We start from the raw sequence: 21,738 nt of genomic DNA, 5'->3' as shown, positions 1-21,738 counted from the left end.
ACCTGGGGGCAGCAACGGAATCGTCCGTCTGCGGCTCCGTCCCGATCGCTCCGGCCGGGGACGACGACGCGGCCCCCCGGACAGGCCTCACCCCGCCTCGCGCACGTACCCCTTGCTCCCCGGAGTGGACACGTCCCGGGGGCCGGGGACGACGACGCGGCCCCCCGGACAGGCCTCACCCCGCCTCGCGCACGTACCCCTTGCTCCCCGGAGTGGACACGTCCCGGTCCCGCCGCACGATGCTCAGCCGGTCCCCCCAGTGGGCGACCGCCGACCGCAGACCGGCGTCGGCGTACTCGATGTCCACCACCCGGTCGTCGAACGCCTTGGCGAACACCCCGCACTCGTCGTACTGCCCGCACTCCTCCGTGACCGCGAAGTCCAGCCCGGCCCGCTCCCGCACACCGGCCAGCTCGGCGGAGTTCTTCTGCGCGACGGCCAGGTGCCGGGCGTGCGCGTGCCGGGACAGCAGGGTCATGAAGGCGGTCGCGTCGGCCGCGGTGAGCAGGCGGTGGGAGCGGGTGTAGCTGCCGTAGTTGTCCGGCTCGACCGCGTCGAAGCCCTTCTTCGCGCAGCCGTCGATCCACTGGTCCACCCGCTCGGCCACCCGCTCCCGCTTGGCCGGCGTGCGGATGTCGAGCAGGGCCTCGTGCCAGTCCTCGTCGATGACGGCCCTGCCGTGCGCATCGCGCAGCAGCAGGCCGGCAGGCCAGGAGGAGCGCTCTTCGGGCTGGGCCTGGAAGGCGTTGACGTAGCAGATGTTGTACAGGCCGGGCGCGGCGGCGTCGGAGCGGTCGCGGCTGACGATCCGTACGCCCTTCGGCGGGGGACAGGCGCCGCCGATTTGGTAGTCGAACCCGGCGTGGCGCGCCGGCAGCCGTACCGCCACGGGCTTCGGCGAGCTCCGCCGCTCCTCGCCGCCGGAGCCGCCCGCGGCGCCGGAACCGCCGGAATCGCAGCCGGCCAGCACCGGCAGGGTGACGATCAGGGCCGCTGCCAAGGCGCCTGCGGTCCTTCGGAGGCCGCGGCGCGGAGAACACCCGTGGGGGGCACGTCCGCTCCATCCTGCCCACACCGGGCGGCGCGGCGCGTGGCAGGATCAAATCGCCCGCCCGCTTCGGTCGTCAAGCCGGTGCCGGGCCACGCCGTAGGCTCGTGGGTGACCATCGTCCCGAAGGCAGGAGCAGCAACGATGCAGTACGTGAAGCTCGGTTCGACGGGCCTGGACGTCTCGCGGATCTGTCTGGGCTGCATGACCTACGGCCTGCCCGACCGCGGCGTCCACGAGTGGACCCTCGACGAGGAGGCGTCCCGCCCGCTCGTCCGGCAGGCACTGGAGGCGGGCGTCAACTTCTTCGACACCGCCAACGTCTACTCCGACGGCACCAGCGAGGAGATCGTCGGCAAGGCCCTGCGCGAGTTCGCGAACCGCGACGAGATCGTGCTGGCCACCAAGGTGCACGGCCGGATGCGGCCGGGCCCCAACGGCGCCGGGCTGTCCCGCAAGAACATCATGACGGAGATCGACCACAGCCTGCGCCGCCTGGGCACCGACTACGTCGACCTCTACCAGATCCACCGCTACGACCACGCGACCCCCGTCGAGGAGACGATGGAGGCGCTGCACGACGTGGTCAAGGCGGGCAAGGTCCGTTACCTCGGGGCGAGTTCGATGTACGCCTGGGAGTTCTCCAAGCTGCAGTACACGGCGGAGCGGCACGGCTGGACCAAGTTCGTGTCCATGCAGAACCACTACAACCTGCTCTACCGCGAGGAGGAGCGGGAGATGCTGCCGCTCTGCGCGGACCAGGGCGTCGGTGTGCTGCCGTGGAGCCCGCTCGCCCGGGGCCGGCTCACCCGCGACTGGGGCACGGTCACCGAGCGCAGCGCCAACGACAACTTCGGCAGTCGTCTGTACCTGGAGAGCGACCGCTCGATCGTCGAGGCCGTCACCCGGATCGCGAACGACCGCGGTGTGCCCCGCGCCCAGGTGGCTCTCGCCTGGCTGCTGCACCAGGACACGGTGGCGGCCCCGATCGTCGGCGCCGCCAAGCCGCACCACATCGAGGACGCGGTGGCCGCCGTGGAACTGGAGCTGACCGAGAAGGAGATCAAGGAGCTGGAGCAGCCCTACACGCCGCGGGCGATCAGCGGCCACTGAGGTCCTGGTGGCTCAGTGAGGTCCGTGTGGTGTGAACTCCGTGCCACACGGACCCGCACCCTCGCTCCGAGGCAACGGCACCCGCTCGCCGGACATCGTGAGCGTCCGGTAGTACGCCCCTATCCGTTCCGCCGAGCGGCCCACGTAGTGCCCGATGAACGAGCGCCGGAACCGGTCGGCCGTGTGATTGGGCCCGGAGCCGTGCACGAGGCTGCCGTTGAAGAACAGCACGTCACCCGCAGCCAGATCCACGGGGACCGGTACGAGACCGGGCGGCGGCGGAACGTACTCGCGGGCGAACGACACCCGCTCGTCGGCGAGTTCGGGGCAGAACAGCTCCATCCGGTGGGTGCCCGGGACGACCTCGAGACCGCCGTTGTCCCGGTCGATCGGCTCGCAGGCCACCCAGGCCGCCACACAGGTCCCCGGTTCGACCCGCAGATAGAAGTTGTCCTGGTGCAGCGCCTGCCCGCGCGCACCCGGCGGCTTGAAGTAGAACATGCTCTGCGCGGCCAGCACCTCCTCGCCGAACAGCACCTCCAGCACGGCCCGCAGCCGGGCGTCCAGCAGGAACTGACGTGCCGGCGCGCTGAATTCGTGCGGCTGCATCACCCGGGGATACCGGTGCAGCGGGTCGGGGTCCGCCGGGCGGGGCTCGAAGCGGCCCGGTACCGGACCGGCCGCGTGCAGCGCGGCGAACGCGGCGCACAGCCGCTCGGTCTCGTCCCGGCCGAACAGCCCTCGCACGACGGTGAATCCGTCCTCCTCGAACCGCTGCCGCAGCGCCTGAGCGAGGATGGCGCTGTTGTCCGTGGCTGTCATGTGCCCCCTCCTGTGAGTCCGGTGGTCAGGTGGTCACTCACTCGGCACGCTAGGCCGACGCGCCCGACGGGAGGATGCCCGTGCATGCTGAGGACCTGCCCGTGACGGCTGCCGCCGCCGACCCGTCCCCGCCGCCCGGACTCGTCGTGACCGGCCGCTACGACCAGCGGCCGGGCTATGGCGTCAACCGGCCCCGAGGATCGGACAGTTGGCTGTTCACCTTCACCCTCGACGGCTGCGGACTGCTCCGCCAGGGCGCCGCCCGCGCCCGCGCCGGCACCGGGGATCTCGTGGTGCTCGCCCCGGGCACCGGCCACCACTACGCCGTCGCGCCCGGCGCCGGGAGCTGGCGGTTCTGGTGGACGCACTGCCAGGCCCGTCCGTCCTGGACGGCCTGGCTCGCCCCGTACGCCCTGTCCGACGGCCTGTACGCCGTGACGTCCGTGCCCGGCGCCCTGCACGGCCGGATCGAGGCGGCGTTCGGCCGGATGCTCACCGACGCCCGCGGACCGGCCGAGGGCATCCCGGCCGAGGCCACCCCGCGCGAGCCGGACCCGGTGGCCGTGGCGCACGGCAGCCTGGCGCGGGAACTGGCCCTGTGCGCACTGGAGGAGATCGTCCTGCTCGCCGCCGGCGGCGCCCGGACGCCGCTGCACGCAGCGGACACCGACGCCCGGGTGCGCCGGGCCGAGGAGCTGATCGCCGTCGACCCCGGCGGCCCGCACACCGTCCGCTCGCTCGCCGAGAGCGTCGCGCTGTCCCCGTCCCGATTCGCCCACCTGTTCACCCTGCGCACCGGCCGGTCGCCGATGCGGGCGCTGCGCGAGGCCCGGCTGCGGCACGCGGCCCGGCTGCTGGAGGCCACCGACCTCACGGTGGAACGGGTGGCGGCGGCCTCCGGATTCAGCAGTCCCTTCCACTTCAGCCGGGTTTTCCGGGAACGCTACGGAGTGCCGCCCGGCGCCTACCGGGCGGGCGAACGGCCGTAATAGGTGGAGAAAGGGATTGCCTTGAATCCGCGTCAATAAGGATCCCCGTCAACAGGTGATTGTCGATAATCGAGAGATCCCTTGTTCGCGCCTGTGTCGCTGTGCAAAAGTGTGCGCTGTCGGCGCGCAGGCTCATCGCATTTCCCGCTGTATGCGCCAGGCCGCTCCCCGTACACCCCCCACGCTTCAAAAGAGCCGCCTCAGGTGGACGTTCGAGCAGCCCACCACCTTCCCATACTGTTTGGTATGGACTAATTCCGTATCACGTCTGGAGGAATGCAGTCGTGAATGAGGCAGGCCGGTCGGACGAGCAACTCAGTGCCGAGCTGAAGAAGTGGACGGGAGGGACACCCGCGCTCCATCCCGTCGGTGAACTCCTCGACCGGCACTGGGAAGCGGCCTTCGCCTACGCGCGGTTGTGCACGGACGGGGCGCGTGCCGCCGGCATGCTCACCACCGCCGCCTTCACCCGGCTGTTCGGGGAATCGCTGCGTCAGTCCGGCCCGACCGCCGCCTGGCGGCCCCATGTGCTGGTCGCCGTCCGGCGGATCGCGGCCGAGTGGGACAACGACGGCCGCCAGGAACTCCTCCACCCCGCGCTGCGGTCCGGCGCCACCGGTGAGCGCGCCGCCGCCCGGCTGCTGCCGCCGCCCGGCCGGCGACTGCTGTCCCGCGCGTTCCAGCGGGTGCCTCAGGCCTCCCGCGCCGTGCTGTGGCACACCGAGGTCGAGGCCGAACCCCTCGCCGTCCCGGCGTCGCTGCTCGGCCTGGACGAGGAGGACGCCCGCGCCGAGCTCCGCCGGGCCCGCGAGCGGCTGCGCGAGGAGTGTCTCCAGGCCCACCGCGAACTCGCCCCCGAGAACGAGTGCCGGCGCTATCTGCGCATGCTCGACGTGACCTTCCGGCGCGGCGACGTCGACATCGACCCCGATCTGCGCGAGCACCTGGGCCGGTGCGGCCACTGCAGCCGCACCGCCGACCAACTCGTCGCGTTCAACACGGGACTCGGCCTCGCCCTCGCCGAAGCGGTCCTCGGCTGGGGCGCCCACGCCTATGTGAACTCCCGCGCGAGCCACGCCGGGGAGCCTGCCGCACCGGCCCCGCGGCCCGAGACCGTCGCACCCTCGTCCGGCGAGCCCTTCCTGCCCACCGAGCCGCCGCACCGGGCCGGTTCCGCCCAGTCCGTGGGCCGGGGTGGTTCCGGCGGCGGTAAGCGTCGGGGTGCTTCCGGCGGGTCCGCGCGGCGGGGTGCTTCCGCCGCCTCGGCCTCCGCCTCCGCCGATGCCACCGCGTCCGCCTCCGCCGGCTCGGCCTCCACCTTCGCTGATGGCGCCGACTTTGTCGCCGGTGCCGGTGCCCCCGGCGCCCCCGGAGACACCGTCCCCTCCCGCCGGTCGGCTCATCGGGCCGCCCGTGCTCGCCGTGCGCGGCGGCGGAATCTCGCCCTGGCCGTCGTCACCGTCAGCGGGCTGGTCGTGCTGCCCCTGGTGCTGTGGTCGGTGCTCGGGTCGGGTGACGGAGGGTCCCCGGACGGCAAGGACGCGTCCTCCCCGGCGCCGGGCAAGGACACGGCGAATCCCGGTGCGTCCCGGGCCGGTGCGCACGCGGCCGGCGACGGCACCCTGCACGGTCGGCTGCACAACCTCGCCTCAGGACTGTGTGTCGGCGTCGTCGGAAAGAAGGCCGTCAAAGGCGCCGAGACCGAACTCGCCCCCTGCTCCACGACCCCGAGCCAGCAGTGGACGTACGAGACCGACGGACTGCTGCGCAACTCCTCCGCGCCCGGCCTGTGCCTGGACTCCCATCTCGGTTACTCGGTCCGCCTCGCCCCCTGCTCGGCCACCGGCGAGGCCGCCAGGAACATCCGCTACGACTTCACCCTCCAGGGCGCCCTGATACCCCGCTGGAACCAGGACCTGGCGCTCACCCCGGCGGCCACCGACGGCTCCGGCGCCCTCGTCCTCAAGAACCGCGCCCCCGGCGCCGACCAGCGGTGGTCCGTCGACACCACCGAGCCCGAACTGCAGATGCAGAACGTCGACTGGGACAGCGACACCACCCCGGCGCCGGCCGCCACCCCGCATCCCACGGCCCCGGCGCCCGCGCCCGCACCGAGGAAGAGCACCGCAGCCCCGGCCCCCACGGCCACGAGGTCGAGTCCGCCACCGACGCCGTCCGCCACGCCCGACCCGTGCTCCGCGTACCCGTACTACTGCGGGTGGGGCAGCGGGGGATACGGGGACGGCGGGGGCTACGGCGGTGGGGGCCACCGCCGCTGACTCAGGGTGGTGCGGCGGTGGCGGCGGGATGGTGCCGAGCCCCGGGGCCCGTTCCGGCCACACCGGGCACGGCGCGTGGTCGACCGGCGCGTGGTCGACCGCGAACCGGACCGCCGGACCGAGCTTCTGGCCTGAGCGGGGACCGGTCGCCGGCCCGGGTCGGCACCAGCAGATCGGCGCCCTCGGCGGCGGCCACCACCTCCCGCTCGACCCGGCCCGACTGCTCCTCGCGCGTACAGCGCCGGCCGAGCTCGGCGGCCGCGGCCAGCAGCTCGGCCGCCGAACTTCCGCCGAGTGCCGCCATCCGGTCGCCCGGATGCCGCTCCGGATGCCCCCGGCCGAGCAGCCCCGCGAACGCGCCGTGCCCGAGCCCCGGCACCTCGGGCCCGCTGACGCGCAGCAGCACCACCTCGGCGGGGTCCGGCGCGTGGCTGCGCACCGTGTCCACGCAGGCGGGCCAGGTGCCCTCGACGAGCCAGGCCATCACACGCATCCGGTCGGCCTCCCTCGGCGCACGTACCCCGTCAGGGGTTCAGCGGTTACGAGCTGTGGCTGCCCGCCGCGCCCAGGAACTCCTCCCAGCCGCCCGCCGGGGCCTGTCCCGGCACCAGCGTGCGCAGCTTGCGCAGCATCGCCGGGTCCTGCGCCTCCAGCCAGGCCACGAGCTGCTTGAACGACACGAACCGCACATCGTCGCCGTACGCGGCCATCTTCCCGATGGCCTCTTCGACGGCGTCCATGTAGATGCCGCCGTTCCAGCGCTCGAAGTGGTTGCCGATGAAGAAGGGGGCGCGGTTGGTCGTGTACGCCCGCTGGAAACCGGCGACATAGGCGTCGCGCGCCTGGGCGCGCCAGGCGTCGAACTGGGCGCGGTCGCCGTTCGGATTGCCGCCGGACTGGTTGAACATCATGTTGTAGTCCATCGACAGGACCTGGAAGTTGTGCCCGGGGAACGGTATGGACTGCAGCGGGAAGTCCCAGATCTTCCCGCCCTGCACCTTGCCCGGCCAGATCTGCAGCCCGCCGGGGGAGCTGGCGTCGTACTTCCAGCCCAGCGCGGCTGCCGTGGGCAGCAGGTTGGCCTGGCCCTCCAGGCAGGGCGTACGGCCGCCGATCAGCTCCTTGCGGTAGTCGAAGGGCAGCGGCTCCAGGTCGGTGAAGCCGGTGTTGGTCTTCCACTTGGTCACGAAGTCGACCGCCTGGTCTATCTCGCTGCGCCACTCTGCGGAGGACCAGTTGCGCACGCCGGTCGCGCCGCAGAAGTGACCGTTGAAGTGGGTGCCGATCTCGTGGCCCTCCAGCCAGGCCGCGCGGACCTGCTGGAGGGTGGCGTGGATGTGCCGGTCGGCGAGGTAGCCGATGGCGGAGGCGCCGACCGGGTGCTGCGGCGGACGGTACAGGTGCTTCTTGGACTCGGGCAGCGTGTAGATGCCGCTGAGGAAGAAGGTCATCTTGGCGCCGTGGTCGGCGGCGACCTTGCGGAACCGGGAGAAGAGCTGGTTGCTCAACTCGCCCGCGCCGTCCCAGGAGAACACCACGAACTGCGGGGGCTTCTGGCCGGGCCTCAGCCGCTCGGGCTTCGGCTGGTGCGGCTGGGCCCCGGTGTCGGCCGTGGAGCCGTCGCCGATCGGCTTCACCGGACGGCCCTGGGCGGTGCCCTTGCCGTCCGCAGGGCCGTCGACCCGGAGGCCGGTGCCGGAGGAGCACGCGGCCAGCGTGCCCAGGGCGCCCGCGGCCGCGCCCGCCGTCAGCACCCGCCTGCGTGAGATCCCGCTCATCTTGTCCCCGAATTCCTCGTCATGGCCCCTGCGGGGGCCTGCTCGCCGGTGTTGGTCGACGGGTTCGATGACGGGAGCCGGGGGAAAGATCGTGGCTTTGGGAGCCTGTTGCCGTCCTGTGACAGTTGTGACGTGGGCATGATGAACCCCGCTGCCCAGGGAGCGGAACAGCGGGGTCCTCGGGGGTGTCCGGGCCGGTCAGGGAGCCGTGCCGGGGCTGAACACCGACAGGAAGACGGAGGACGAGTTCCCGGAGACGGGCACCGCTCCACCCGTCCACGCGACCTTGAGCGAGTCCCGCTCGTCCGGCGGCGTCACCAGCAGCGCGGCCGGGGTGGCCGTCTTGGCGCCGCTGATGCCGGGGTTGGAGAAGGTCAGACCGGCCCAGGCGCTCTGCCCGGGCTTCAGGGTGATGGTCGCGGGAGAGCCCGACTCACGCTTGGGATCCGGGCCGAGCTGGCTGCCGGAGCCGTTCACGAACGCCGCGCCCGGAAAGCCGCGCACGGTGCAGGTCCGGCCGGACCTGTTGGTGAGGACCACCGGGAAGTTCTCCTGGCCGGCGCCCGGGCTGTTGCGGCCCACCGAGGCGCTCAGCTCGGAGGTGTGGCAGCGGGTGCCCGCCGCGGTCGTGCCCGCAGCGCCGCCACTCGCGGAGGGGGCCGCGTTCGAGGCGGAGGACGTCGTGGCACCGGTGGGGGTGCCGGCCGGGGCGGACGTGGCGGAGGCCGGGCTCTTCGTGGTGCCCGTCGCCGGCGCCGCCGTACCGGAGGCCGTGACCGGCGAGTTGCTGTGGCCGTCCTTGCCGTTGCCACAGGCGGTCAGCAGGCCCAGCACGGCGACCGTGCCCACGAGCAGGGCCCCGCGCCGCGCGGACCGGGGGGTGTACACCATGTCGCTCAACACTCCTGGAGGGTCATGGCACGCGCCGGAACGCGTGCCTGGAGGCGCTGGGTGCGCCGTCCGCACGCTCCGATGCTCGCAGCGCCGGAGAAGTTCGGCACACGCAGGAATCTTTTCCCCGCCATGACGTTTTGCAGGCGCCCGTCAGGTCACGCTCAGCGAACGGAGTATCTCCTCGGTCGCGTCCTTGTCGCCCCGCTCCCGCACCTGCACATACACCTGGGGCTGCGCGGCGCCGTCCGCCGGGGCCAGGGCGGACTCGGTGACCGAGCCGCCGTCCGGGCAGCCGCTCCAGGCCCGCACCAGACCGTGCCAGTCGGCGTCGGTGAAGGTGCGGCTGCCGGAGAAGCGGCAGCCGGAGTGGGCGAGGGTCTTCACCCGCGCGGTGACGTCACCGTGCTCGCTCACCCCGACGAAGGCGCCGTCCACCGCCGCCCCCAGGTCGGGCCACCGGCTCAGGTCGTCGGCGACCACCAGCCCCGGTTCGTGGCCCTTGGCGAGCCCCAGCGCGCCCGGGTCCCAGCCGGAGTCGCGCAGCTCGCGGCCGAAGCCCGCCGGAACCTTGACGGCCACCCGCCCCGTCGAGTCCGTCACCCGCACCTGGTCCGAGGAGCCGCCGTGGTGGATCACCAGGGTCACCGTGGCCGCGGCCGCCACCGCCGCGAGGACCGCGGCCACGGCCAGCGTCACCGTGTTCAGCCGGCCGCGCACACCGTCCAGCCGCCGGGTGGGCCGCAGGACGGGCGGCCCCGCGGCCAGCCGGTCCAGCTCGTCAGCGAAGGCCTGGGCGCCCGGCCAGCGGCGCGCCCGGTCCGGCTCCAGCGCGCGCAGCAGCGCCCGCTCCACGTCCTCGCCGAGGTCCGGCCGCAGCCGCCGGGGCGGTACGACCCGGCCCGGCGGGCCCGGCACGCTCCCGGTGACCAGTTCGTAGCCGACCGCGCCCAGGCTGTAGACGTCGGCCCGCTCGTCGATGCCCGCGCCGGGCTCGGCCTGCTCCGGCGGCTGATAGCCCGCCGAGCCCGCGGCCAGCGTGAGCACCGAGGCCTGCGCGAGGCTCTTGGCGAGTCCCAGATCGGCCAGCAGCACCCGCCGGGTGCCGTCCGGGGCGGTGTGCAGCAGCACGTTGGTCGGCTTGATGTCCCGGTGCACGATGCCCGCCTCGTGCAGCGCGGCGGCGGCCCGGGCGGCCTCGGCCGTCAGCGCGAGGGCGTGCCCCACCGGCAGCGGCCCGTGCGCCAGCAGATCGGCGAGGGTGCCGCCAGCGGCGTACTCCATCACGAAGTACGGCCTGCCGTCGGGGAGTTCACCGATGTCGTAGACCTGCACCACGCGGCTGGACCCGGCCCGGCGCAGCAGCCGGGCCTCGGACAGGAAGCGGTCCCGGATGTCCAGCCGGTGCGACCAGTTCTCCGCGAGGACCTTCACCGCGACCGGGGCCTGGAGCTCGTCGTCGTGAGCGAGCCAGACTGTGGCGAAGGCGCCGGTGCCCAGCGGCCGTTCGAGACGGTAGCGGCCGATCCGATCCAGGGAGTGCATACGACTATCATGCCTGGCCTGAGATCGACTCGAGGGGGGACCCGTACGTGCAGGACCAGGCGCCGGTGGAAGACCTCGCCCGGTGGGCCGCCGCCGGCGACAGCGCGGCCCTGGACCGGCTGCTCACCGAGATCCGGCCGGAGGTCCTGCGCCGCTGCGGGCGCTTCCTGCCGTGCCGGGAGGACGCCGAGGAGGCCGCGCAGGACGTGCTGCTCCAGGTGGCCCGGCACATCTCCCGTTTCGAGGGCCGCAGCCGCTTCAGCACCTGGCTGTACACCGTGGTCGCCAACTGTTCCCGGCAGAAGTACCGCGAGCTGAAGCGGCGGGCCGCCGAGCAGCCGGCCGCCATCGAGCCCTCGCACGCCGTCGACCCGCGCACCACCAGCGTCATCGCCGGATCCCGGGTGGACCTGCTGGAAGCGCTGGAGCGGCTGGACCGGACGCATCCGCACCTGGTGGCGCCGCTGGTGTACCGGGACATCTGCCAGCTGGACTACGCGGAGGTCGCCGAGCGCGTCGGCATTCCCCTCGGCACCCTGAAGTCCCGTCTGCACGAGGCCCGCAAACTGGTACGGCCCTGGCTGGCGGGCGGCTGAGCCGCTGCGCGCCGGACCGGTCCCCGCGCCCTGGGATTCGGCCCGGGCCAGATGGTCTTTCCCGATGGCTGGTCGCCGGCCGTGGGCGCCGCGCTCGCCGCCCCCCCCGCCTCGGCCCTCGCGCCAGACGCCTGTGTGGGACACGCCCGTGGCGGCACGTTCGCCGTGACGACGGACTCGGGCAAGAACCAGTTCACCTGTTTCCCGGTCCGACACCGATGGCCCGGTCACCGCCGACGGAGGCCGGCGGCCCGGCCGTGTGCCGCCGCCGTGACGGTGGACGACCGTCACGGCGGCGGGGGGTTGTGGCCGGGGCCCGGTGCCGTCCGGCCGGCCGGAACCGCGCCGCCGGGACGCTCTACTGCGCCACCTCGTACAGCGGCAGTTCCGCCCAGATCGTCTTGCCCTCCGGGGTGTGCCGGCTGCCCCAGCGCTGGGTGAGCTGGGCGACCAGCAGCAGGCCGCGGCCGCCCTCGTCGAAGATCTTGGCCCGGCGCAGGTGCGGGGCGGTGTGGCTGGTGTCGGACACCTCGCAGATCAGCGTGCTCGTGTCGTGGATCAGCCGCAGCCGGATGGGGTGCGAGCCGTACCGGATGGCGTTGGTGACCAGTTCGCTGACCACCAGTTCCGTCGTGAACGCGGTCTCGCTCAGCCCCCAGGTGTCCAGCTGCTCCACCGCCTGCTTGCGGATCGGCGCCACCAGTGCCGGGTCGGCCGGGATGTCCCAGGTCGCGACCTGCGTGGCCGGCAGGCCCTGGGTGCGGGCGAGCAGCAGTGCCACGTCGTCCAGGGAGCCGCCCGGCGGCAGCACGGTGTGCAGGATCCGGTCGCAGGTCCCGTCCAGGGAATCCGCGTACGTCCCGAGCGCCTCGTAGAGCATCGCCCGGTTCGTCTCCGGATCCCGGTCCGGGGACCACACCAGACCGTCCGTGTACAGGGCGAGGACGGTGCCCTCGGGCAGTTCCACCTCCGTGGCTTCGAAGGGCAGCCCGCCCAGGCCGAGCGGGGGACCGGCGGGCACGTCCAGTGCCCGGGGCATGCCGCCCGGCGGCAGCACCACGGGCGGCGGATGCCCGGCGCGGGCCACCGTGCAGCGCCGGGACACCGGGTCGTAGACGGCGTACACACAGGTCGCGCCGACCTCGCCGGGGCTGCCCGCCTCACCGGGGCTGGTGACGACGCCGGACTCCTCCGACAGCCTGACCACCAGGTCGTCCAGATGCGTGAGCAGCTCGTCCGGGGCGAGATCGATGTCGGCGAGGGTGCGCACGGCGGTCCGTAGCCGGCCCATGGTGGCCGAGGCCTCGACGCCGTGCCCGACGACGTCCCCGACGACCATCGCGACCCGCATCCCGGACAGCGGGATCACATCGAACCAGTCGCCGCCCACCCCGGCCCGCGCGGCCGGCAGATAGCGCGAGGAGGCCTCCAGCGCGGCCGTGCGCGGCAGCGTGCGGGGCAGCAGGCTGCGCTGGAGCGCGAGCGCGGTCTCCCGCTCGCGGGAGTAGCGGCGGGCGTTGTCGATGCAGACGGCGGCCCGGGTGGTGATCTCCTCGGCGAGCAGCCGGTCGTCCGCGGTGAACGGGTCCGGCCGCCGGTGGCGGGTGAACACCGCGACACCGAGAGTGAGCCCACGGGCCTGGATGGGCACCGCCATCGAGCAGTGGACGCCGAATCTGCGCACCCGTTCGCCTCGCTCGGTGCTCCAGGTCAGCCACGGCTGCGTCTCGCCCGCCGCCACCGAGCCGAGGATCGTGTGGCCCGCTGTCAGCGAGTCGGCCTGGGGCGAGCCCGCCGGGTACTCCTCGTTCTGCCCGGGCCTCATCACCGCCTCCGGCACTCCCTCCAGGACCGACCGATGGGCGGCCCGGCGCAGGGTGACCGGCGCGGTGAGGCGGGCCGGTGGCTCGCCGCCGTAGTCCTGCGGGTCCAGCAGGTCGATGGTGACGAAGTCGGCGAGCGCGGGCACACAGACCTCCGCCAGTTCCTGGGCGGTACGGGCGACGTCCAGCGTGCTGCCGATGCGCACGCTCGCCTCGTTGACCAGCTGCAGCCGCTGCCGGGCCCGGTGGTTGTCGGTGATGTCGTGCGCGGCCAGACTCACCCCGCGCACCCGGCCCTGATCGTCCCTGACCGGGGCCATCCGGGCGAGCCAGGCGTGGGTGCGGTCCTCGCCGCCGGTGCGCATGAAGGTCTGCATGTCCAGCGGGCTGCCGGTGGTCAGCACCTCGAGCATGCCCCGCTCCAGGTCCTCGCTCTGCTGCTTGCCGCCGATCTCCGAGAGCCGCAGGCCCCGCACGCGCTCCTCCGGCAGACCGATGACCTCGGCCATCGCGTCGTTCATCCGGCGCAGCCGCAGCTGTGCGTCGTACACGGCCACGGCGCACGGCGACTGGATCAGGCCCGCCGAGGCGAGCGGGTCGTCCTCGGCGGGCGGTGCCATGCCGGTCAGCGGGGTGACCACGAGCCAGCTGCCGCCGTCTCCGTCGTGCGCCGACCGGCGGTGGGCGAGCAGCCAGACGGGGACGGTACGGCCGTCACGGTGGCGCAATCCGACCGTTCCCTGCCAGCGGGGGCCCGTGGGCAGGGACGGGATGTCGTCCTCCGCCAGGAGCCGGGCGGCGGGGCGGCCCAGTACGTCGTCCGGCTGGTGGCCGAGCAGACGCCTCGCGCCCTCGTTCCACTCGACCAGCCGTCCGTCGTCGTCGATGACGGCCCGGGCCGTCGCCGCGTCGTCGAACGGATAGCCCCGGCTCATCCTCGCCGCTCCCAAGCGCACACTCACAGTGAACAGGTGGCACCTCTCGTGTTCCAGCGTAGTGCTTCGGGGCCTGCCGTGAACCGCCACCACCGCCGACCTGGCCGGTCGGTCGAACAGGGGCAAAGGGGTAATCCGGCCGATGTGCCGACGGAGGCGGTCGCGGGGCTCCGGACCCTTGACGATCGCATGTGGCAACCCGTCAGAATCTGTTTGTTCACGATCAGTTGTGAGTACTTCTGGGCCCTGATGAGGGAGAGCCGCCATGACGGTCACTCGCCGATCGGTTCTGGTCGCCGCCACCGCGACACCCGCGGCCGGAGCACTGCTGAGCATCCCCGCACCACCGGCCGCCGCCGCGGCGACCGCCGGTGCCGGCGGACGCCACACCGTGCCCCTGCGGGACGGCTGGCGTTTCGCCCTGGTCGATCCGGGCGGCATCACCGATCCCACCGGCGCCTACGCGCAGGCCGCCGACCCCGGCTACGACGACTCGGCCTGGCGCGAGGTCGCCGTGCCCCACGACTGGTCGATCGAGCAGACCCCCACCACTGACCACGGCACCACCAGCGGCACCGGCTTCCTGCCCGGCGGCCTCGGCTGGTACCGGCTCGCCTTCACCCTGCCGCCCGCGTACGCCGGCAAGCGCGTCTCCGTGGAGTTCGACGGCGTCTACATGGACTCGTACGTCTACTGCAACGGCACGGAGGCCGGCCGCCACCCCTACGGCTACACCGGCTTCGCCCTCGACCTGACCGGCCTCGTGCACACCGACGGCAGCACGCCGAACGTGCTCGCGGTCAAGGTGCAGAACCAACTGCCGAGCAGCCGCTGGTACTCCGGCAGCGGCATCTACCGCGAAGCCCGGCTCGTGATCACCGAACCGGTGCACGTGGCACGCTGGGGCACCCGGGTCACGACCCCGGAGGTCTCCGCGGGCAGCGCCCTGGTCCGGGTGGCCACGACGGTGCTGAACGAGTCCGGCACCGGAACGGACGTCCAGGTCCTGTCCCGGATCACCGGCCCCGACGGCCGCACGGTCGCCCGCACGTCCACCACGGCCGCCGTCTCCGACCGGGCCACCGAGACCCATGAACTGACCGTCGCCAAGCCCCTGCTGTGGGACTTCGCGACCCCGGAGCACCGCTACACCCTGCACACCGAACTGCGCGTCGCGGGCCGCACCACCGACACCTACAGCACCCCCTTCGGCATCCGCAGCTACCGCTTCGACCCCGATGAGGGCTTCTCCCTCAACGGCACGGACACCAAGATCAAGGGCGTCGACCTGCACCACGACCAGGGCGCGCTCGGCGCCGCGATCAGCATCGACGCGGTCCGCAGACAGATGCGGATCATGAAGTCGATGGGCGTCAACGCCTTCCGCACCTCCCACAACCCGCCCTCGCCGCAGATGATCCAGGTCTGCGAGGAGCTGGGCATCGTGATGATGGTGGAGGCCTTCGACTGCTGGCGCACCGGCAAGACCAGGTACGACTACGGCCGCTTCTTCGACGAGTGGTGCGAGAAGGACGCCACCGAGATGGTCCTGGCCGCCCGGAACTCACCCGCCGTCGTCCTGTGGTCCATCGGCAACGAGATCCCCGACTCCACCTCGACGGCCGGACTCGCGATGGCCGACCGGATCATCGGCGCGATCAAGGCCGCGGACGACAGCCGGCCGGTGGTGATCGGCTCGAACAAGTACCACGGCGTACCCGCCCAGGGCTCGGCGGCCGACCTGATGCTCGCCAAGCTGGACGGCCTGGGCCTCAACTACAACACGGCCAAGTCGGTCGACGCGCTGCACGCGCGCTACCCCCACCTGTTCCTCTTCGAGTCCGAGTCCTCCTCGGAGACCTCGACCCGGGGCGCGTACCAGGAGCCGGAACACCTGAACACCGGTGAGAACCACACCCCGGGCAGGCGGGAGACCTCCTCCTACGACAACAACCTCGCCTCCTGGACGATGAGCGGCGAGTACGGGCACAAGAAGGACCGGGACCGGAAGTGGTTCGCGGGACAGTTCCTGTGGTCCGGCATCGACTATATCGGCGAGCCCACGCCGTACGACGTCTTCCCGGTCAAGACGTCCTTCTTCGGCGCGGTCGACACGGCCGGGTTCCCGAAGGACATGTACCACCTGTTCAGGAGCCAGTGGACGACCGAGCCGATGGTCCATCTGCTGCCGATGACCTGGAACCACGAGGAGGGCGACACGGTCGAGGTCTGGGCGTACGCGAACGTGCCGCAGGTCGAGCTGTTCCTCAACGGAAGGTCCCTCGGCGTACGGCAGTTCGACGTCAAGCGGACCACCGACGGCCGCGGCTACCTGGAGACCACCGAGGCGACGGGCGACGACAAGACCTTCACCGACGGCCCCTACCCGGGCAGTTACACCAGTCCCAACGGCAGCGCGGGCAAGCTGCACCTGACCTGGAAAGTACCGTTCCAGCCCGGCGAGTTGAAGGCGGTGGCCCGGCGGGACGGCAAGGTGGTCGCCACCGATGTGCTGCGCACGGCGGGTGCCGCGCATGCCGTACGGCTGACTGCGGACCGCAACTCCGTTGCTGCCGACGGCCGTTCGCTGATCTTCGTCACCGCCGAGATCGTCGACGCGCACGGCGTGGTGGTGCCCGACGCGGCGCACCTCATCACCTTCGACGTCACCGGCGGCTCCCTGGCCGGGGTCGACAACGGCCGCGAGGAGAGCGCCGAACGCTACCAGGCGAGCACCCGCAGCGCGTTCCACGGCAAGGCCCTCGCCATCGTCCGTTCCGGTACCAAGCCCGGCCCGCTGACGGTCACCGCCCGGGCGGACGGCCTGCGCACCGGCACGGCGAGCGCGCCCACCACCCCCGCGCGCGACACCGCCCGCACTCCGGCAGCCGACTTCCGGCCCGACCGCCCGTCGCCCGCGAACTACCCCTACGCGGACGCCGGCTACTCCGGCCGCCCGGACACCCTGCCCGCCGCGATGCTCGACGGCGACCCCGCCACCGGCTGGTCCAACGCCTTCGCCAAGTCGGCCACCGCGCTGCTGCCCGCGTTCAACGGCGCCCGCGCCGAGGACTGGGTCTCGGTCGACTTCGGGCGCACCCGGACCTTCGACCGGGTGGCGGTCTCCTTCACCGTGGACGCCGCGCACACCCTGCCCGCGAAGGCCGATGTGACGGTGTGGGACGGGCGAGCCTTCGTCCCGGTCACGGGCGCGAAGGTGGACTGGGCCACCGCGTCGGACAGTCCGACGGTGATCGCCTTCGATGCGATACGAGGCTCCCGGTTGCGGTTGACGCTCACGAGCGCCTACCCGGGGGAGGCGAAGGGGGCGGTGCGGATCAGCAGGCTGGATGTGTGAGGAGAACGCCGGATACGGGAGCGTCGCCCACCTTCCGGAGCACCACACCTTCCTCCCGCGAGGCCAGACAAGGGCGTCCTGCTCACGGCCCGGCGTGCCGGGGGACCGCGCTCCGCGGCTGGGTTGCGGATGTGCCCGTGACCGGCGGCCACCGCCGGGCCGGGACGGGCCGCCGGAGCGGCGGTGCCGGGTGGGCCCGGTTGTCGGATCCGCGCGGTGCGCTTAGGCCGCGTCGTGGAACACCAGCCCCAGCGTTCGCCGCCGGCCCGACCGTACGGTGCTCACCCCGTGCCGCATCGCCCCGGCCGACCAGCCTCGGCGGGTGCGCACGGGGTGGTCCCTGGTGGTGAACACCAGGCCGTGGCCCTGGCGCAGGATGCTCGCCGTGCCCCGGGACTGGGCGCGCGGGCGCTGTTCGACCATGAGGAACTCGCCGCCGGTGTAGTCGGTGCCGTACGCGTCCAGCGCGACCACCACCTGGAGCGGGAAGACCAGCTCGCCGAACACGTCCCGGTGCAGGGCGTTCCAGTCGCCCGGACCATAGCTGAGCAGGATCTGCGCCGAGCGGTCCTGGCCGGCGGCGTGACAGCGCTCCAGCCACTCGGAGAGGGAGTCGGGCCAGGGCGCCGGGCGGCCCAGACGGGCCGCCCAGTCCCGGGCGACCGGCAGCAACCGCGGGTAGAGCGCGGCGCGCAGCGCGGCCACCGGGGCGGGCAGGTCATGGGTGAAGTAGCGGTACTCGCCGGCGCCGAACCGGTGCCGGGCCAGATCGACCGTCGTCCGGAACAGTTCCGGCTTGTCGTAGAGCGCGGCCAGGTCGGCGCACTCCGCGGGGGAGAGCAGCGGGCCCGTGGGCGCGTTGCCGTGCTCGTCCAGCTCGGCCGCGAGCGCGGCCCAGTCGGTGCGGGCCACTCGGCGGCGAGCCTCGGCCGGGGTGAACGTCATGAGGTCCTCCTTCACAGCAGGGCCGGCTGCAGCGCGCCCTCGTGTGTGAGCAGCCACAGCTTGCGTTCGACTCCGCCCGCGTAACCGCGCATCGAGCCGTCCGCGCCGATGACCCGGTGGCAGGGGCGGACGAGCAGAAGGGGGTTGGCGCCGAGCGCCCGGCCCACCGCGCGCAGGTCGGCGCGCGGCACGCCCAGCCGGGCGGCCAGTTCGCCGTACGTGGTCGTCGTGCCGTAGGGGATGTCGTCGAGGGCCTGCCACACCGCCCGCTGGAACGGGGTGCCGGTGGCAGCGAGCGGCAGCTCGAAACGGGTCCGGCGGCCCGCGAAGTAGGCGTCCAGCTGCCGGTGAGCCTCGGTGAACGGTCCGTCGTCGCGGCCCTCGGCGCGGACGACGGGCGCGCCGCGCTGCCCCGGCATGCCGAGCGAGCCGAGTGTCAGGCCGGCCGCGGAGACCGTGCCGGTCAGCAGGAGGTCGCCCAGCGGGCTCGGGTGGAGGGTGTGGACGGTACGTGTGCTCATGGCAGGGCTCCTGGGTTCGCGCTGTCGGCTTCTTCCTCGCTGCCGAGTCTGCTGCAGTGCGGGCCGCGTGACCGGCGGGAATCGGACATGGCCCTGCGATCCCGCAGGTACCGGTGGGAAGGGCATCTGACCTGCCGATATTTACGGCTAAGTACCCGCGCGGTACCGTGAGGGGCATGCCAGCTCTGAATGTGGAGTTCAGCGAACGGGAACTAGAGGACCTGCGGCAGATCGCCAAGGAGCGCGGTACGTCGATGAAGGCCCTCGTGCGCGAGGCCGCCGCCGCCGACATCGCCCGGCACCGGGCGCTGCAGGAGGGCGCCGAGGCCTTCCGCACGTTCTTCGCCGCGCACGCCGAGGAGTTCGCCGCGGCCTTCCCCGATGACGAGTCCCCCACGAAGGACGAGGCCGCCTGACGCATGCCTTCCGTCATCCATATCGACGTCCCCTGGCTGCTCCAGCGCCACGAGGAGGTCCTGCCCGACCAGCCCGCGGTCGACGACTTCTCCGCGCTGGTCGCCGCCGTCGCCCGGCACCGCGTGGATCCGCCCCGGCTCGGTGTGGACTCCGACCCCGCCTGGCGGGCCGCCGCCCTGCTGCACACCCTCGCCGTGCTCAAGCCGCTGCCCGCGGCCAACGCCCGCTTCGCCTGCGCGACCGCCGTGGCCTACATGTTCGTCAGCGGCGTGGGCATCGACCCGCCCTACGGCGCCCTCGTCGACCTCGCCCGCGATCTGATCTCCGGCAAGACGGACGTGTACGGCGCGGCCGACCGGCTGCGGTCCTGGCAGATATGAGCGGGCGGCCCACAGAACCCGTCCCGCCCCGGCCGGCGGGGGAAGCCGCCGGGGCCGCCGTCCGGGGCAGGGTGGGCAGGGCCGCCGGCCGAGGGCGGGAGGAGCGGGGCCGGCGGCCGGTTTCGCGCGGGAGAGCCGCCATCCCGCGCGGGGCCTTTCCGAGGAGGCCGGCCCCAGTCCACTACCGGACCGCACACCCAGGAAGCGTGCGCGGCCCCGCCGCCGTGTGCGCGTGCTTCACACGGGGCGCACGAAAAACCGAAAGCCGCTGCACGGGAGCCCGGCGGAGGGCGGTTTCTGACTTTCTTTCAAGACCGCCGATGTCTGCGGGCGCCTTGTTGCTCGTGTGGAAGTTGTGCAAGGGTTGAAACGACCGTGCGGGGGGAAATATCCGGGGTTCTCCCGGCAGTTGCAGAACTTAACCGGCCGAGCGCCGGCCAATTCCTTCCGCGCGCGTCGCAGAGCTACGCATCAACGCACGTCGCACCAAAGGAATCCGCTCAGTGCCCACCCCCCACCCTCCTCGTCCTCCCTATCCGCCGCCGGGCGGCGACCCCGGGGAGTCCGACGAGTCGCTCGCCGGTCCGCTGCGGGCCGGTTCCGATGCGGAGGCCTCCCGCTCCGCAGCCCTGCTGATGTCCCGGCACTGGCAGCCGGCGCAGGACTACGCGGTCGTCTGCCTGGCCCTGACCGGGCCGCTCGCCCACATGGTCACCGCGACCGCCTTCCACCAGGTGCTCGGCCGGCTCGCGCTCGGCGAACCAGCGGAGGCGCTGCGGCCCCGGCTGCTCGTGGCGGTCCGGGACACGGTCGTCAACTGGTCCGGCACCGACCGGATCACCGCCGTACTGCCCGGACTCGGGAAACCCGCCGGGGGCCGCGGTATGCGCGCCGCGAAGACCCTGATACCGGAAAACCGCGCCCTCTCGGACCGCTCATTCCACGCCCTTCCCCGGCTGGAGCAGGCGCTGCTCTGGCACATCGAGGTCGAGGCCGAGCCGATAACCGTTCCCGCCGGACTGCTCGGCGTGGACATCGAGAGTGCGGCGGTCGCGCTGGAACAGGCGCGCGAGAAATTCCGGGAGGGCCTGGTACGCGCCCACCGGGAACTCGCGCCCGGCAAGGAATGCCGCTACTACAACCGTCTGCTCGACGTTCCGATCCGCCGCGGCGGCGCCGGCGCCCTGCTGCCCGACGTCCAGGAGCATCTGTCCGCCTGCTCCTACTGCCGGCACGCCGCCGAGCAACTGGGTCACGCCGACGCGGCGTTGGGAGTGCTGCTCGCCGAGGCCGTGCTCGGCTGGGGCGCCCGCCGCTATCTCGACTCGCGTCCCGGCCGCCGCCCCGGTACCGCCCGCACCCGCGGCGGCTCCCGGCGATCCGGCGGGCGCCGGCGGGGCGGCGGCAAGCCCGGTCTGCTGAATCGTGTCGCCCTGCCCGGCACCGGGCGGCGCGCCGACGGCGAACCCGGGACCCGGGTCTCCGGGTCCCGCGGCCGGCGGCACGGCGGCGAGCCCGGACCGCCGGCCCGGGTCCCCGGCACCGCCTGGTCGTCCAGGACGCTGCTGACCGGAGTCGGCGTGGCCTCGGCCGGACTGCTCGCGACCGTCCTCGCGATCAGTGTGTGGCCGGAGGGCGGCGACGGCACCGACCCGGTCGCCTCCACCAGCGCCGTCCCCGGCAGCGCCGGCGGCCAGTCCCCGCCCGCCTCGGCCACCGCGTCCGGCACCGCGGGACTGCCCGCCACCGGCCGCCCCGCCCGGCTGCGCAACGCCGCCGCCGACCTGTGCCTGGACATCAAGGGCACGCCGAAGGCCGGTGCGGGCGCGGTCCTCGCCGTCTGCTCCTCGGCACCGACCCAGCAGTGGACGTACGAGGCCGACGGGCGCTTGCGCAGCGAGGCCGCCCCGGGGCTGTGCCTGGACTCGCACGCCGACGCCGGAGTGGTGATCCTCGGCACCTGCGCGGACGCCGGGACCAAGCGAGGTGACGACGTGCGCTACGACCTCACCGCGGCGGGCGAGTTGCTGCCCCGCTGGGACCGGACGCTCGCGCTGGCGACATCCGCCGACGCTGTGGGCGCCGATCTCGTGGTCAAGGTGCGGGACGGGTCGGCCGGCCAGCGCTGGGTGACCGATGTGGCCTCTGCGAGCCCCGGCTCCCTCTCGATCGCCGGCACGGGTGGCCCAGCGACCCGAAGGGGCGCGGGGAACCGCGCGACCGGCCGAGACGGCGCCGCGGACGCCTGACGGCCTGCCGCGGCACCCTGCGGAGCGCTGCGTGGCACCCCGCGGAGCG

At 73.1% G+C, this 21,738-nt stretch carries 16 protein-coding genes and 1 pseudogene; 8 read left to right on the top strand and 9 right to left on the bottom strand.

Annotated elements, in window-relative coordinates; all coding sequences use genetic code 11:
* Positions 1–175: 175 nt before the first annotated feature.
* Positions 176–1,000, bottom strand: coding sequence for an endo alpha-1,4 polygalactosaminidase (locus ACWCQS_RS21865; protein WP_451005966.1), 825 nt, complete (start codon positions 998–1,000; stop codon positions 176–178).
* 192 nt (positions 1,001–1,192) lie between these two features.
* Here ACWCQS_RS21865 and ACWCQS_RS21860 point away from each other — a divergent pair, with 192 nt between their 5' ends.
* Positions 1,193–2,161 (top strand): aldo/keto reductase, encoded by a 969-nt coding sequence (locus ACWCQS_RS21860; protein WP_451005965.1) that lies wholly within the window; start codon positions 1,193–1,195, stop codon positions 2,159–2,161.
* 12 nt (positions 2,162–2,173) lie between these two features.
* Here the strand turns inward: ACWCQS_RS21860 and ACWCQS_RS21855 are convergent, their stop codons facing one another.
* The gene (locus ACWCQS_RS21855) at positions 2,174–2,983 is read right to left on the bottom strand and encodes a phytanoyl-CoA dioxygenase family protein (RefSeq protein WP_451005964.1); all 810 of its coding nucleotides are present in this window, start codon (positions 2,981–2,983) and stop codon (positions 2,174–2,176) included.
* A gap of 74 nt (positions 2,984–3,057) precedes the next feature.
* Here ACWCQS_RS21855 and ACWCQS_RS21850 point away from each other — a divergent pair, with 74 nt between their 5' ends.
* Together ACWCQS_RS21850 and ACWCQS_RS21845 are read left to right on the top strand one after the other, a co-directional pair.
* Positions 3,058–3,972: a helix-turn-helix domain-containing protein gene (locus ACWCQS_RS21850; RefSeq protein WP_451005963.1), complete on the top strand. Its 915-nt coding sequence runs from the start codon at positions 3,058–3,060 to the stop codon at positions 3,970–3,972.
* A gap of 284 nt (positions 3,973–4,256) precedes the next feature.
* Complete coding sequence (locus tag ACWCQS_RS21845) at positions 4,257–6,251, top strand: RICIN domain-containing protein (protein WP_451005962.1); 1,995 nt, start codon at positions 4,257–4,259, stop codon at positions 6,249–6,251.
* Between the two features lie 6 nt (positions 6,252–6,257).
* On the opposite strand, the pseudogene ACWCQS_RS21840 reads toward ACWCQS_RS21845, so the two are convergent.
* The 4 genes and pseudogenes from ACWCQS_RS21840 to ACWCQS_RS21825 all read right to left on the bottom strand — a co-directional run.
* Positions 6,258–6,744, bottom strand: a pseudogene (locus ACWCQS_RS21840) (universal stress protein); the annotation flags it as partial.
* A 46-nt stretch (positions 6,745–6,790) separates the two neighbouring features.
* Entirely contained in the window at positions 6,791–8,029 is a 1,239-nt protein-coding gene (locus ACWCQS_RS21835) for a hypothetical protein (protein WP_451005961.1), read from the bottom strand.
* A gap of 198 nt (positions 8,030–8,227) precedes the next feature.
* The gene (locus ACWCQS_RS21830; RefSeq protein WP_451005960.1) at positions 8,228–8,920 is read right to left on the bottom strand and encodes a DUF4232 domain-containing protein; all 693 of its coding nucleotides are present in this window, start codon (positions 8,918–8,920) and stop codon (positions 8,228–8,230) included.
* Between the two features lie 153 nt (positions 8,921–9,073).
* Positions 9,074–10,465, bottom strand: a complete 1,392-nt coding sequence (locus tag ACWCQS_RS21825) for a serine/threonine-protein kinase (RefSeq protein WP_451005959.1) — start codon at positions 10,463–10,465, stop codon at positions 9,074–9,076.
* 47 nt (positions 10,466–10,512) lie between these two features.
* Here ACWCQS_RS21825 and ACWCQS_RS21820 point away from each other — a divergent pair, with 47 nt between their 5' ends.
* Entirely contained in the window at positions 10,513–11,061 is a 549-nt protein-coding gene (locus tag ACWCQS_RS21820; RefSeq protein WP_451005958.1) for an RNA polymerase sigma factor, read from the top strand.
* Between the two features lie 358 nt (positions 11,062–11,419).
* Here ACWCQS_RS21820 and ACWCQS_RS21815 read toward each other — a convergent pair whose 3' ends face one another.
* Positions 11,420–13,819 (bottom strand): SpoIIE family protein phosphatase, encoded by a 2,400-nt coding sequence (locus ACWCQS_RS21815; RefSeq protein WP_451005957.1) that lies wholly within the window; start codon positions 13,817–13,819, stop codon positions 11,420–11,422.
* Positions 13,820–14,084: 265 nt separating this feature from the next.
* Between ACWCQS_RS21815 and ACWCQS_RS21810 the strand changes: the two genes are divergently transcribed.
* Positions 14,085–17,177: a glycoside hydrolase family 2 TIM barrel-domain containing protein gene (locus ACWCQS_RS21810; protein WP_451005956.1), complete on the top strand. Its 3,093-nt coding sequence runs from the start codon at positions 14,085–14,087 to the stop codon at positions 17,175–17,177.
* A 222-nt stretch (positions 17,178–17,399) separates the two neighbouring features.
* Here ACWCQS_RS21810 and ACWCQS_RS21805 read toward each other — a convergent pair whose 3' ends face one another.
* Entirely contained in the window at positions 17,400–18,122 is a 723-nt protein-coding gene (locus ACWCQS_RS21805) for a 2OG-Fe(II) oxygenase (RefSeq protein ID WP_451005955.1), read from the bottom strand.
* A gap of 11 nt (positions 18,123–18,133) precedes the next feature.
* Positions 18,134–18,643 carry a methylated-DNA--[protein]-cysteine S-methyltransferase gene (locus ACWCQS_RS21800; RefSeq protein WP_451005954.1) on the bottom strand — a complete coding sequence of 170 codons (510 nt, stop codon included), beginning with the start codon at positions 18,641–18,643 and terminating at the stop codon, positions 18,134–18,136.
* A 176-nt stretch (positions 18,644–18,819) separates the two neighbouring features.
* Here ACWCQS_RS21800 and ACWCQS_RS21795 point away from each other — a divergent pair, with 176 nt between their 5' ends.
* The 3 genes from ACWCQS_RS21795 (at position 18,820) to ACWCQS_RS21785 (ending at position 21,689) form a co-directional block, all read left to right on the top strand.
* On the top strand, positions 18,820–19,059 hold the full coding sequence (locus tag ACWCQS_RS21795; protein WP_388625325.1) for a hypothetical protein: 240 nt from the start codon (positions 18,820–18,822) through the stop codon (positions 19,057–19,059).
* Between the two features lie 3 nt (positions 19,060–19,062).
* Positions 19,063–19,440, top strand: a complete 378-nt coding sequence (locus ACWCQS_RS21790) for a hypothetical protein (protein WP_030739759.1) — start codon at positions 19,063–19,065, stop codon at positions 19,438–19,440.
* Between the two features lie 503 nt (positions 19,441–19,943).
* Positions 19,944–21,689, top strand: coding sequence for an RICIN domain-containing protein (locus ACWCQS_RS21785; RefSeq protein WP_451005953.1), 1,746 nt, complete (start codon positions 19,944–19,946; stop codon positions 21,687–21,689).
* Positions 21,690–21,738 lie beyond the last annotated feature (49 nt).

Source organism: Streptomyces sp. NPDC002076 (genome assembly GCF_053593835.1).
Note: the sequence above shows the minus strand (reverse complement) of the source record. Positions and strands in the feature narration are given on the sequence as shown.